General features: G+C 44.4%; 7 protein-coding genes. All 7 read left to right on the forward strand.

What is annotated here, in order from left to right:
• Window positions 1–21 precede the first annotated feature (21 nt).
• Window positions 22–3,267 carry a SusC/RagA family TonB-linked outer membrane protein gene (locus BacF7301_RS14435; protein WP_167963817.1) on the forward strand — a complete coding sequence of 1,082 codons (3,246 nt, stop codon included), beginning with the start codon at window positions 22–24 and terminating at the stop codon, window positions 3,265–3,267.
• Between the two features lie 29 nt (window positions 3,268–3,296).
• Entirely contained in the window at window positions 3,297–5,072 is a 1,776-nt protein-coding gene (locus BacF7301_RS14440; RefSeq protein ID WP_167963819.1) for a RagB/SusD family nutrient uptake outer membrane protein, read from the forward strand.
• Between the two features lie 30 nt (window positions 5,073–5,102).
• A complete protein-coding gene (locus BacF7301_RS14445) occupies window positions 5,103–6,308 on the forward strand; it encodes an IPT/TIG domain-containing protein (RefSeq protein ID WP_245208241.1) in 1,206 nt (401 codons plus the stop codon).
• 11 nt (window positions 6,309–6,319) lie between these two features.
• A complete protein-coding gene (locus tag BacF7301_RS14450) occupies window positions 6,320–8,299 on the forward strand; it encodes an IPT/TIG domain-containing protein (protein WP_167963823.1) in 1,980 nt (659 codons plus the stop codon).
• Window positions 8,300–8,326: 27 nt separating this feature from the next.
• A complete protein-coding gene (locus tag BacF7301_RS14455) occupies window positions 8,327–9,625 on the forward strand; it encodes an alginate lyase family protein (RefSeq protein WP_167963824.1) in 1,299 nt (432 codons plus the stop codon).
• Between the two features lie 114 nt (window positions 9,626–9,739).
• Window positions 9,740–11,143, forward strand: a complete 1,404-nt coding sequence (locus BacF7301_RS14460) for a glycosyl hydrolase family 28 protein (RefSeq protein WP_167963826.1) — start codon at window positions 9,740–9,742, stop codon at window positions 11,141–11,143.
• A 223-nt stretch (window positions 11,144–11,366) separates the two neighbouring features.
• The gene (locus BacF7301_RS14465; RefSeq protein WP_167963828.1) at window positions 11,367–14,867 is read left to right on the forward strand and encodes a family 78 glycoside hydrolase catalytic domain; all 3,501 of its coding nucleotides are present in this window, start codon (window positions 11,367–11,369) and stop codon (window positions 14,865–14,867) included.
• Window positions 14,868–15,086: the final 219 nt, after the last annotated feature.

Consider the following 15,086-nt stretch of genomic DNA (forward strand, 5'->3'; position numbering starts at 1 on the left):
CTTTAACAATTTAATAGTATTATGGAAATTAAATCCAAATTCTTATGTAGTAGAGGAGTCGCATTGGCTTTTGCCGTGCTGCTGGGTGGCTCACCCGGTATAGTGCTCTATGCAAATGAATCTGTAGAAGAAAGTTTGATTGTCGCCCAGGCAGGTCGTACCATCAAAGGTCTTGTTACGGATGCTAACGGCGAACCGCTGATTGGTTGTAATGTAGTGGTTGTCGGAGGAAATGCGGGAGTGATTACCGATATGGACGGTAAATTCTCACTGAATATTCCTGCTGATGCGAAGCAAATCAAAATTAGCTATATCGGATATGTAGACCAGATTGTCAACTTGAACGACCGTTCCGATTTCAAGGTTGTATTGAAAGAAGATAACAATGCGCTGGATGAAGTAGTTGTCGTAGGTTACGGTACACAGAAAAAGGCGACGTTGACGGGTGCGGTGGAATCGGTGAGCAGTAAGACATTGCAGAGCCGTGCCATCACCAATGTGGGAGCAGCCTTGCAGGGAGCCACTCCGGGGCTGGTCGTTACCCGTTCATCTACCCGTCCGGGTAATGAAGGTCTGAATTTCCAGATTCGTGGCGCGACATCTATCAACGGCGGCAGTCCACTGATTGTTATCGACGGAGTACCTGCATTGAATTCCGTTTCTTTTCAAAACCTGAACATGGATGATGTAGAAAACATCAGTGTCTTGAAGGACGGTGCGGCATCTATCTATGGAGCGAAGGCTGCCAACGGCGTTATCCTTGTCACAACGAAGAAAGGTAAAGGCAAAGCGACGGTAGATTATAACTTCAATATGCGTTTCACTACCAACGGTATAATGTCTTATTCTCCGTCCATGCAAGAGTATGCCTCTATGTGGATAGAAGCCAATAATGAAATGGAAACCAAGGATTGGTGGAATTGGGGAGAAGAGACTTTACGGAAAATGCAGACCGGATATGAAGGAATCTATCATACCGTTGACGCAGGATGGGGTGACCTTTTTATAGGCAACGCCAATCGTTTGGAAGAACTGTTTGCCCGCCGTTATTCCTATCAGCACAACCTGAGCGTGTCGGGCTCGACGGAAAAATCCGATTACCGCATCTCTCTGGCATATGCCGACAACCAGGCTAACCTGGCTGTAGCCTATGACGGACAGACACAGCTCAATTTGCGTCTGAATTACGGAATAAAACTGACGGACTGGTTCAAACTGGAAACTTCCGCCAGCATGATTAAAACAGATACAAGCACTCCCTCAACAGGCATCGACGCCAACATGTATGCCTACGACCCGCCTTTCTTTCCTGCTAAGAATCCCTACGGACAGTGGTATTCTATCTTCGGAAGCAGAGGAGAGCGTCAACCGGTAGCTGCCATTTCGGACGGTGGACGCGACGACAGAACGAACCTGACTACCCGTGTGGACTTGAAAGCTACGATTGATATTTGGAAAGGAATCAGTTTCGAGGGTATGGCTTCCTTCCAGAATGAAGAGTTTCGCCGCGACCGCTACGTCATTCCGGTACAGGTGTACGACTGGTTTGGAAATCCCGTGCGTACCATTGTGGCTACCCAGCAGACTATGGATAATTCGGGTGGCGTTTTCCCTTTGAAGGATACCAACAATCCGGCATACCTGATGGAAGCCAACAATCAGCTTTATCAATACTATTCCGGTTTGCTGAAATATAACCGCACGTTTGCCGATATGCACAACGTATCGGCTACCTTGGGTATCAATGCCGAGAAATGGATGGTGAAGAAACTTTCGGCTGCCCGCGAAACGATGGAGGATTCAGGCGTGTATGACCTCGAACTGGCTAGCGGAAAGAAAAACAGTAGCGGAGGAAAGACGCAGAGTGGTACTTACTCTTATCTTATGAGATTGAACTACAACTATGCGGAGAAGTACTTGGCAGAAATCCTGGGACGTCGGGACGGCGATTCCCGTTTTGCCAAAGGATATAAGTTCCGTAACTTTTTCTCCGGTTCTTTGGGTTGGGTTTTCACGGCCGAAGATTTTATGAACTTCATCACTCCGGTTGTCAGTTTCGGTAAAGTCCGTTTAAGCTACGGTAACTCCGGTAATAATGGTGGTTTGGGCGACTTTGCCTACCTGTCTTTGATAAGTCAAGGTAATACAGCCTTCGGTACCAGCGTATCCCAACAAGTATCTTCCGGTTTTGCCAACGGCGGACTGATTAGTTATGATACCACATGGGAACGTGTGGAACAGAAAAATATCGGTATAGATTTGAACTTCCTGAACAATCGCCTGACTGCGTCTTTCGACTACTTTATCAAGGATAATATCGGGATGCTTTCCAATGTTACTTATCCCGGTGTATTGGGTGGAACGGCTCCCAAGACCAACAGCGGACGCCTGAACGTAAAAGGATGGGAAGTTACGGTAGGATGGCGCGACCAAGTCCGGGATTTCTCTTACTATGCCAACTTTAACATCGGAGATAACAAGACTTTACTGAAAAATGTAGAAGGAGCCGATACTTATACGGCAGGAACGAATAATGTAAACGGTTATCCGTTGGGCGCTTTCTTCCTTTACCGTACCGATGGTTTCTTTAAAGACCAGGAAGAAGTAGACCGCTACTATGCACTGTATGGCGGAAAAGGCGACCTATTGAATGTCGGAAAGAACAGTGACAGGCAGTTGCGTCCGGGAGACGTGAAACGTCTCGACCTGAATGGCGACTATAAAATTACTGCTGATGGAAGTGCCAATAGTGACTTGCAGTATGTCGGAGATGCGTCTCCGCATTTTGTATTCGGATTGAATGTCGGATTTTCATGGAAAGGTGTCGATCTTAGTGCCATGTTCCAGGGAGTGGGAAAACAGTATATTTTGCGTAAAGACTATATGGCTTATCCGTTCCGTATGCGTACCACCAACCAAAACCCGACCTATCTTGGCAAGACATGGACAAAAGATAATCCCAACGCAGAATTTCCCCGTCTGACCACCAACTCCACGTTGGCTCAGTGGAACTATGAGAACAATGATTATATGCTTCAGAACAGCCGCTATATCCGTCTGAAAACGTTGATTGTCGGTTACACATTGCCGCAGATATGGACGCGCAAGGTAAAACTCGAAAAAGTACGGCTCTACTTCTCTGGCAACGACTTATGGGAAGCAACCAGTATCCGCGACGGTTTCGACCCTGAAATGGGAGCTGCTTCCAATACCGGTGGATATCCGTTTGCCCGTACTTGGTCGTTCGGGTTGAATGTTACCTTATAATATGAACAAATCGATAAAAAGAAAATAGTATGAAGAAGATAATTTATATATTGGTATGTAGCTGTTTGTTGGGACTCACTGCCTGCCAGAACACATTCCTTGATTTGGATCCTTTGGACTCGAAGACAGATGCGGTTTATTTTAAGACGCCGGAACACTTCCGTGAATACGCCAATGGTCTATATTCTCAGTTGCTTGGATGGCGTTCGGGCATTCTTGACCACATGGATATCCAGTCCGACCTTATAACGAACCCGTCCAATCAGTGGAATATCGGTCACGGAACTATCAGTGTAGGGTATGATGACAGTCGTTGGACAAGCCTTTACGGCAATATCCGGGCAGACAATATGTTGTTGGAGAAAGCGGCGGCATACGCAGGTGACCAGTCTGCACTTACACAATATATCGGCGAAGCGTATTTCTTCCGTGCTTACAATTATTTCTATCTGTTGCAATACTTCGGAGGAGTACCTATTGTGACCAAGTCTCTCGATACGGAGTCTCCCGAACTATATTATCCCCGTAACAGCCGCTATGAAGTGATAGATTTGATTCTTGCCGACCTTCAGAACGCCATAGACAAACTGCCGATCGAGCAGAATATCAGTTCCTCTGATAAAGGTCATATCAGCAAGCAGGCGGCAAAAGCTTTCAAGGCACGCGTATTGCTCTACGAAGCCACATGGCGCAAGAATGTAGGTACAAAAGCGGATTTTGAAGGTTCGGCAGGCCCGGCGTCCGACCAGGTGAACGTATTCCTCGAAGAAAGTATCGCTTTGTCCGAAGAAGTGATGAAAGACCAGGCTTACTCTTTGTGGAACTATAACGGTGATGCGCGAATGAACAATATGAGCAGCCGTTACCTTTTCTGCATCGAAGATGCCGAAAGTAACCCCGGCGGTTATGGAAGAGATACGAATAAGGAATTCATCATCTATTCCGTGTTCGACCGTGACGCTGCTCCCGGCAAGTTCCAGTTGAATCTGAATATGTCGTATGTCTATCCTAGCAGAAAGCTTATGGATATGTTCCTTTGTAAAAACGGACTTCCGGTTTGTGAAGGTAACGAGCAGTTCGGCGGTTACTACACCCCGACATCCGAATATAAGAATCGCGACTATCGCATGGAAGCATATGTAGGAAAAAATGCGGATAATATGTCTTTAAACGGAACATCGGGTTATGGAAACATGAAATTCATTACCTACAAGCCTGCACAAGAACGTGAAGAGTCTGCCAATTATTCAATACTTCGTCTTGCGGAGGTCTATTTGAACTATGCAGAAGCGGTAATGACACGCTACAATAAGATAGAGGACACTCAACTGGACGCTTCCATCAATAATCTACGCAGACGTGCCAATGTAGCTTCGCTTACGAATGCTTTGGTAGGGCAGATTATTACACTGACCAACTCGACTAAATCACACGAAGAAGTGATGATGGACGAAATTCGTCGCGAGCGGGCGGTGGAACTTTATATGGAAGGTTTCCGTTACGACGATTTGAAACGTTGGGGCCTATTGGAACGTGAACTGAACCAACCCCGTTGCGGCAGAGTACTGGGCGGAGTAGGCTATGCCACTACCTTCAAAGATGCCAACGGCAACAATCTTTCTGCTTACAACTCCAGCGCTTATGTTAACGGTGAGTTGAAAGTAGAGACGGGACACGGTGAACTATCGTGCGTGCTTCTCTCCAAGAAAGCGGACAGTTCACTTTCCTCACGTCATTACCTGTATCCCATTCCGCAACATCAGATTAACTTGAATCCTAATCTCAAGCAGAATCCGGGTTACTAAATAACTTACTAATCTATATATATGAACGATATGAAATACTCATTAATAAAAAATGCGTTCGGTCTGTTGGCTTTGATCTCTTTTCCGATGCTGTTTACCGGATGCGAGCAGGACGCTAAATTTAAGACATATGTATATCCTACGGCAGAAATATCGGAGATGTATCCGACGCTGGGATATGCGGCAGAGAAGGTCACGTTTGTAGGAACCAACTTCGGCGACCGCAAAGAAGCCCTGAAAGTAGCTTTCGGAGGAGTGGCGGTAAGTAACATTCTGTCTTGCAACAACAACTGCGTAGTGGTGGAAGTGCCCGAAGGAGCAGTAGCGGGCGACGTGACTTTGCAGACATGGAACAATGAACCTGTTACCGTAGGAACATTCAAGGTATATCCCACTCCTATCATAGAAGAGATTTTTTCGCACAATGCGGAATACGGCTCGAATATGGCTGTCGAAGGCGACCTGGTAACAATAAAAGGAGCAAACTTCGGTACTGACAAGACTCTGGTTGAAGTGAAGTTTAACGGAACGGTAGCTCCGATAGAGTCTCTGGTAGACGAACAGATTGTTGTCAAAACTCCGGCATATACGTCGGGACTTGTCACCGTTACTATCCGTCCCGAAGCAAACGCCAATAGCATGACACTCACCGGTACGGGACTGATGGATCCGCAAGCAACGGGCGACGTGACATCTATCTTCTTGCAGAACAGCGTAGCCCCGTTCAGTCCGAGTGGTGCTGTAGGAACTTGGGCGATAGCTACCGGCTGGCATACAACCGGCGGTTTTGTTGGCGCAACGACTATACAGTTCACGGAAGAGAATCCCGACGGCTTGTTCGTATTGGAATGTTGGGGCAGCAATAAGAAGGAAAATGCGAAGATATATCAAGTGACTACCTTGCCGAAAGGTGACTATGTATTCGAATTGGATTTTGTTCAGATACAGAAAGAAGCCGGTCGTTTTGGTGTGCATTTTGTGATAGCCGAAGGTGATGGAACTATTCCTGACCTGGTAGCCAATGGCGACCAACTCACTGGTGAGAATATAGATAAAGTAATCACGTCTTACGGTATCACGGGCACTATGGATCCGCATACAAAAGAAATCGCCGTTCATTTGGATGAAACAAAGCAACTGACTATGGGATTTGTAACCCAGTTGAATAATAAGGGAACGGTAAAACTTTCGGCAATCAAAATTAATAGAGAGAAAGCTATTGATAACCAAGATTAAAAAGCAGATTTATGAAAAAAATATATTATAGCTTATTCTTATTGTTGTCCTTGTTTATATGGACATCATGTGATAAAGGTGGAGAAGAGATAGTAGACCTGAAGTATGAGGGACGCGCGGTCAGCGTGTCCAGCATATCTCCGGTGGCAGGTTATATCGGCGAGGAACTGACAATCAACGGAGAACAGTTCGGAGTTTCTCCGGAGTTGATGAAAGTTTTCATTGGTGAGAATCAGACGGAAATCATCTCGTGCTCGGAAGAACGGCTGGTAGTGAAAGTGCTGGAAGGAGCGACAACCGGAAAAATCATAATAAATCTGTTGGGCGATACGCATGTATCGGGACTTACTTACGAGGTACTCGGAAAACCGTCTGTGACGGAGATTTCTCCTATAATGGCCTTTCCTGGAGATGAAATTACGATTACCGGCAAAAACTTGGGTTCCACCCTTTCTGCGGTGAAATTAGTATTCACCGGAACGAAAGAAACTGCTCAGGTCGTTTCATGCGAGAATACGAAGATTGTAGTGAAAGTACCGGCTAAAGCTACGACCGGGCCTGTCGACCTGACCATCTCTAAACAACACGTCAACACTCCTCTAAGCGGCGAATCCGGTAAGTTCACCGTGCTGCAACATGCTTCATTTACAGGAGTATCTTCCGAAAGCGGCTATCGTGGTGCTAAGGTTACGTTGAAGGGGGAAGGCTTTATAGGAACCGGGGAGAAACCTCTGAAAGTATATTTCGGAGATGTCGAAGCTGAAGTGGTCAGCTCTACGGATACGGAGATTGTGATAATTGTTCCGGAAGAAGCAACGACCGGTGATAACGGCGTGATGGTAGAAACTGCATATGAACTGATAGAGGCGGTTTATGTATTCAACGTGCTTCCTTCTCCGAAAATTACCGGCGTCTCCAGTAATGAGGAGTATATAGGTGCGGAAGTAACCATTACCGGCGAGAACTTCCCGGAAGAAGCCGGAGATGTGAAAGTTTTGTTTGGCGGTGGTGAAGCTGTTATCGTTTCTAATTCAAAGACAGAATTGGTTGTGAAAGTACCTGCTCCGGAAGATGGTGTGTATGGAGAGGTCGATTTGACGGTATCGGTGTCCGACGTAACTTTCTACACCGGTAAATTCACAGTGAAAGAAACTCCTTATATCATTTCTGTGGCTTCTGCCAATCTGCTGGGTGATAAACTGGTTCGGATAGGAGATGAGATAACTGTTACCGGAAGAGGGCTTACATCTGACGCGCTAGTAACGGTTGGTGGTATAAAGGTGGAACCGGAATTCATCAACAATACAGAATTTAAAGCGACAATACCGAGTGGATTTACCGGTGGTGCGGTAGTCTTGACTTTCAAGGAGATTTCTATTCCTATCGTCAGTGACGATGAGTTGGTTTTATTGACTGAAGGTTTGGATGTGACGGAATGTGTATTGCAGAATTACAAGCAGCCGTTTATATCGGCGGGAACTGCATACAAAGGATTGTCTGCTCCTTTGGGATGGTCATGCAATGACCCTTATAAAGACCGGGGAATGGTTTTGAATAATGGAATTACCTATTTGCAGTGCCAGTCCGGTTGGGATGAAGGGAAGAAAGAGAATGGAAAACTCTATCAAGTCAAGACACTTCCTAAAGGGAAATATAAGTTTGTGCTGGATATTGCGGAAGTTTTCTTTAATAATGGACGTTTTACAATTCACTTCCTGGTAACTAAAGGAAATAATACATTCCCTGATTATGTGAGAGAAGAGAATACAGGTGCAGGTAAGCATTGGGTATATGATGACCCGGATCACATCGTGCTGGCAGAGTCATTGCTTTCTAATTTGAGAATTAGTTTAGGCACGACTCCTCAAAAAGTAGAGGTTGAATTTGAATTAACCGAAACGACGGAAATAACGATGGGATTCCTTACCATGCTGGGTGGTCAAGGCGGTATGAAAGTATCGGCAATCAGTACCGTTTGGCTTGGAGAATGATTATCTTAAATTAAAAAGAAAGACATTATGAAAAAATTATATTACTTAGTTGCAGCATTGGCATTTGTATCAATGACATCATGTGGCGACGGATTCAATTTCCCGGAAGTGGGAGTAGAAACCGATTTATATAAAATACCTCTGCCGGAAACAAGTCTGGTAGAAGTGGAATCAAAAGACGTATCAGTGGCGATGGAGCACGTAGGCGGTCTGCATACGGAAGAAGATTTCGAGCGTATCCGTGAAAAGTTGAAAGCCGGAGAATCTCCCTGGGTAGAAGGATATGAGTTGTTGAAGAATAGCAAATATGCCCAGTTGAGTTTCCAGACTTATCCTACCGAGATTATTGTCAGAGGTGGAGGCAGTGGCGAAAACTATATGAACGCAGCCCGTGGGGCTGCCGCCGCTTATCAACTGGCGCTACGCTGGAAGATAGAAGAGAACGGGCAATACGCAAAGAAAGCAGTGGAAATTCTGAATAAGTGGGCTCAAACTTGTATTGGACTGGGGGGAGACTCCAACGTCTCTTTGGGTGCCGGAATCTATGGACATGAATTTGCCATAGCAGGAGAGTTGCTGAGAGGATATGCCGGATGGGCTCCCAAAGATTTTGCCGCATACCAACAATGGATGCTTTCCGTCTTTTATCCGGCAAATAAAGACTTTCTGGTGCGTCATCACGGAACGAATCCTTTGCATTATTGGGCTAACTGGGGCTTATGTAACATTGCTTCTACAATGGCAATCGGTATTCTGACAGACCGCCGTGACATTTACAATGAAGCTATCGAGCATTTCCAAATCGGTGAAACAAACGGTCGTATCACCCTGGCCATCTATCATGTGTACGACGGAGCTTATGCCAACTTTGCGCAATTGCAGGAGAGTGGTCGCGACCAGGGACATACATTGATGTGCGTGGGGCTGCTCGGGACTATTTGCCAACTTGCATATAATCAGGGAGATGACTTCTTTGCGTATCGGGATAATATGTTCTTGAAAGCATGTGAATATGCGGCATGTTTCAACTACACGAATGACGGGGTACCTTATACATTGTACACCTGGAACCAACAGAATGCATGGGGCGGCATATCTCCGGTAGAACAACCGGAGTTGGGAACGACCGGACGCGGAAACCTAAGACCTATATGGGCGCTTCCTTACTATCATTACGCCAAGGTGAAGAACGTACTGGATACAAAAGTAAAATATTCGCAGATAGGTCGTGATAGGGCATTTCCCGAAGGCGGAGGTGGTAATTATGGTGAAACCAGTGGAGGCTTCGACGCTCTTGGGTTCGGAACTTTAATGTTTGCGAGATAAAAACAAATAGTTTTTCTACCGGTATCTTCGTTTGATGCTTTTCCTATTTCTTTTGAAAACTTGAAGCGAAGGATACCGGGTATTTTTAATCTTAATGGTTTTAGTTTTTTAGGAATGAAAAAGTTGAATTTTATAATAATTAGTCTGCTTGTCATGGTTGCAGAGACTTTGCGAGCGGAAATTGTCATCTATCCTGTGCCGCAAGGCATCTACTATGCCCGTCACAACGATGACTATACAGTAAAAGTGCGACAAGTAGGTGAAAAAGATTGGGTAGACCTTTTCGAATACAACGTGAAGGTGGATATGGATACCAAGTCCGATGCGACCATGGTGCAGTTTGATTTCTCCGGAAAAGTAGAAGTATTGGTACAAAAGAACAACGGAGAAATCCGTTCGGCAGTAGTGCGTCCCCTCTCCAAAGGTATTCAGCCGGAGATAGACGGAAACTTCCTTCTGTTTACATTGGACAAACCGCAAAAACTCTCCGTAGAATTCAATGGCGACCGTTTGAATAACTTGCATATATTTGCCAATCCGATTATTGAAAATGTTCCGGACAAGAATGACCCGAACGTGATGTACTTTGAGTCCGGCATTCATGAACCTACCGATGCGGCAGGCAAGTGTTTCCGTATTCCTTCCAATACGACGGTTTATCTGGAAGGCGGTGCAGTGCTGAAAGGTTGCCTGAACTGTGACAGCGTGGAGAACGTGAAAATCCTGGGACATGGAATGTTGCTTGAACCTCAACAGGGAATCTCGGTTGCCTATTCCAAAAATGTGTTGATTGATGGCATTACAGTTGTTAATTCGCGCCATTATACAGTCTCCGGTGGACAATCTACGGGAATAACCATCAAGAACTTGAAATCATTCAGCTATCAGGGATGGAGTGACGGACTGGATTTTATGTCTTGCTCGGATGTGACGATTGATGATGTATTTCTCCGTAATTCGGATGATTGCATAGCTCTCTATACACATCGTTGGAATTATTATGGGGATTGTCGTAATATCCGCGTACTCAATTCCACTCTTTGGGCGGACATCGCGCACCCTATCAACATAGGCACACATGGCAATACGAAAACCGGAGACGAAGTGTTGGAAGATATACTATTCAAGAATATTGATATACTGGAACATGATGAGGATGACCGCGATTATCAGGGATGTATGGCTATCAACGTAGGTGACCATAACTTGGCACGGAATATCACTTTTGAAGATATTCGTGTGGAAAATATCCAGGAAGGTCAGTTGTTCCATCTCCGTGTGATGTACAATCAAAAGTATAACACGGGGCCGGGGCGGGGTATAAAGAATATCGTGTTCCGTAATATATCTTGTACGGGCAAGTATATCAATCCTTCGCTGATAGAAGGGTATGATAAGAATCGCAGAATCGGAAATATCCTGTTCGAGAATATTGTATTGAATGGTAAGCGGGTGACTTCACTGGAAGATTTGAACGTCAATATGAAGGATTTTGTAGATAAAGTGAATATCAAGTAATTTTTCTAATTCGATGCGGAAATGCATGAAGACAAATCGAATATTTTCTTATCGTGATAAGAATATTTTCTCACGGTGATGAGAATTAATACTCATTCCTATGAGAATTTTTTCTCATCGCGATGAGTATTTTTTCTCATAGTAGTGAGAATTGTTTGAGAATATAATGAGGCGTATTGTGTTATGTATTAACCAAATAGAAATTTGATAAATCTTGAAAACAATGAAGAACTATATTTGCCTTTTATTCTTTATATTAATAAATAGCTTATCAAGCGCCGCCGCTACTTCTTTTCGGCTGAAAAAACTACAAGTGGAATATGCGACAACCCCGTTAGGGATTGATGTGGAGAAGCCCCGGTTCAGTTGGCAGATGGAAGGGGGGACAGATGAGAGAGAGTTGACACAAACAGCCCGGCAAATCATAGTAACCGATGAGGCTGGTACGCAAGTATGGGATTCCCAAAAGATAACCGATGATAAATCATTGAATATCGAATATGCCGGACTTTCTTTGCGAGCTGCTACGCGCTATTCATGGACAGTCCGTGTATGGGATAATAAAAATAGGGAAGTTTCCGCTTCTTCCTGGTTCGAAACCGGATTGATGAGCAGTGACCGTGCCTATCAGGGATGGAGCGATGCCAAATGGATTGGTGGGGGAGATGACGACAGGATGCTATATTCCCACTACCTTCCTGTTTTCAAACTGAACTTCTCACTGAAATTGGATGCGACTTCAAAGAGTACCTGTGCGGGATTTATCTATGGAGCTAATGATGAGCGTTTGATGGGGCAATATAAGAACCTGTCTCATTTGGAGAATAAGAAAGATGAATCATACATTAAAGTGGAACTGGATATCACTCCCTTATCTTCCGGCAAAGAGGCTGTGCTGAATGTATATAGGGTAGGTTATCATCCGAATGACAGAGAAAATGTTCCTTATAAAAGTCTGGCTGTACCTTTGGAAGTCATTAATGAGAACAATAAATACGAATGTCATCGTATAAGCCTTACTTCTGAATTGGGCTTTACGCGTTTTTATATAGGTAATGCCGGCAAGGAAATAGGTTCGGTCAATCTGAATCCATTAGGGAGAGGAGGGGATTTTATAGCTTTTCCGGTAGTAGGAGATGTCGGTTATTCTGTTCCCGCCGGGCAGTCCGCTTCTTTCTCCAAAGTGGAAATTGCTAATTTTAGAAGCCCTTCGAATGTGATAGCAACGGTACAGGATGAAGATAACCGGATAGATGGTGGTAGTTCCGGCATTTTTAAGACATTCACTCCGCAGGGAAATTCAGTTCCTATGCTTAGGACGGTTTTTGTAACTTCGGATACAAGGATAGCTAAAGCACGTCTGTATGTAACCTCTCGTGGTATCTATGAAATCTATCTGAATGGCAAACGGGTAGGAAACGATTACTTCAATCCCGGACTTACCCAATACAACAAGACGCATATGTATCAGACCTTTGATATTACTGATTATCTTCATTCCGGCAAAAACGCACTTGGCGCTATATTGTCCGAAGGTTGGTGGAGTGGCGGTGCAACTTTCACAGGAGATAACTGGAACTTCTTCGGCGACCGTCAATCTTTATTGGCAAAGTTGGTCATTACTTATGCAGACGGACGAGAGAAAGTGATTGTCTCCGAACCGTCTACCTGGCAATATTTCGATAAAGGGCCTGTACTTTATGGCAGTTTCTTTCAGGGAGAAGTATATGATGCTGCAAAAGATGCGGAAATAGAAGGATGGAGTACGGCTGCCTATGATGCGTCCGGCTGGCATCCGGCTTGTGAGGTCGTCTTGGACGGCAATGTCAGTACAGAGGGAAATCCGAACAAGCCCAAAGTGGATAATTACTCTGATTTTGCATTGACAGGTCAATACGGTCAGACGGTGAAAGCTATAAAAGAATTGCCGGCTCTCTCTGTCGAAGAAGTCCGTCCGGGTGTATTTGTTTATGATATGGGGCAGAATATGGCGGGTGTACCTAAAATCAGTCTTTCCGGAATGAAGCCCGGAACGAAGATTAATTTGCGCTTTGCGGAAGTGAAATATCCCGAACTCCCCGAGTATGAAAGTAATACCGGTATGATAATGCTTGAGAATATCCGTGCAGCTATGGCGCAGGATATTTATATAACGAAAGGCGGTGAGGAAACAATCCTTCCCCGTTTTACGTATCACGGCTATCGCTTTGTAGAAATTACAGGTATTGAAGCCCCATTGCCGGTAGAAGCAGTGAAAGGCATAGTGCTTAGTTCCATTCATGAACTTTCTTCTCATTATGAAACGTCCAATGCGAAAGTAAACAAGCTTTGGGAAAATATCACCTGGTCTTCCTACGCCAATTTCATGTCTATTCCTACCGATTGTCCGCAGAGGAACGAGCGTTTGGGTTGGGCAGGGGATATCTCCGTATTCTCCCGTACTGCCAGCTATTTGGCGGATGTTTCGCAATTTCTGAGAAGATATCTCCGGTCTATGCGCGATGTGCAGCGTGAGGACGGGCGTTTTCCAGATATTGCCCCCTTGGGCGGTGGATTTGGCGGTGTATTGTGGGGAAGTGCCGGAATTACAGTACCTTGGGAATGTTATCAGCAATATGGAGATAAAGTACTTCTGAATGAGCATTATGACTCAATGAAACGCTATATTTCCTACATTCTGAATGAAACAATCGACCCGAAAACAAATTTGCTTGTGCAATACAGGGCATGGGGAGATTTATGTGACTGGTTGGGGCTTGAAGACTCCCGAAATGATAAATCACTCTTGTGGGAAGTCTATTTTATCTATGATTTGGAATTGATGCACAAGATAGCAACCGTCTTGGGTAAGACCGCTGACGCTGAATGGTATAGGAAACTCCATTCCACCAGAAAGGCTTTCTTCAACGAAACCTATATACAGCCGGGTACTTGCAAAACAGTCTTTTCTGCCTTTATCCCCGAAAAGAAAGGAATATTGGTAGATACACAAACGTCTTATGTACTCCCATTAGTTTTTGGTATCATTGATGAAGGCAATAAACCGCAGTTCATTAATAACTTGATAGAAACCATTAGCAGAGAAAACAAGACGGAAAAAGGCAGGTTATGTCCTTCCTATTCGCTAATGACAGGTTTTATCGGAACAGCATGGATTAGCAAGGCGCTGTCTGATAATGGTTTTAGTGATGTGGCATATAAGTTATTGCAGCAGACGAGTTATCCATCCTGGCTATATTCGGTAGAGCAGGGAGCCACTACTATTTGGGAAAGATTGAACTCTTATACCCACGAAGACGGATTTGGCGGAAATAACCGCATGAATTCTTTCAATCATTATTCATTTGGCGCGGTTGGTGCATGGATGTATAACCGTTCTTTAGGCATCGAACGGGATGAAAACTTCCCCGGATTCAAACACTTTGTGCTGAGACCGGAAGTAGATACGACTGGTGGCATGACTTACGTAAAGGGATATTATGATTCGATGTATGGGCGTATCGAAAGCAGTTGGAAGCAGGAAGACGATAAGACAGTCTATCAATTTACCGTTCCTGCCAATACGACCGCCCGGTTATATTTGCCGGCTGTTTCAGTAAAGAAGATTACTGAAAGGAATAAGCCTTTAAAAAAGAGTAAAGGAGTGGAGTATGTCGGCATGGAAAATGGAAAGGTGATATTGGAACTTTCGTCAGGTAGTTATTTCTTTAGAGTCAGGGAATAAATGAATATTTTGGTTTTTCTTGTGATAATATAGAGAAATGAACATATGGAAAATGCGGCAAATAGCAGTATTCGTACTTTTTGCCTCATCTGTTTTATAGAATAGGAATTCTTAAATAAAGATTTGGTGGTTGCAGATAGGATTAGTAAGTAAGTGTATAATGGCTTTTGTTCGTATTTTATATGAGAACACATAACTATATTGTAATATTTACTAATT

It is taken from the genome of Bacteroides faecium (assembly GCF_012113595.1).
In the GTDB taxonomy this organism is placed as follows: Bacteria; Bacteroidota; Bacteroidia; order Bacteroidales; family Bacteroidaceae; genus Bacteroides; species Bacteroides faecium.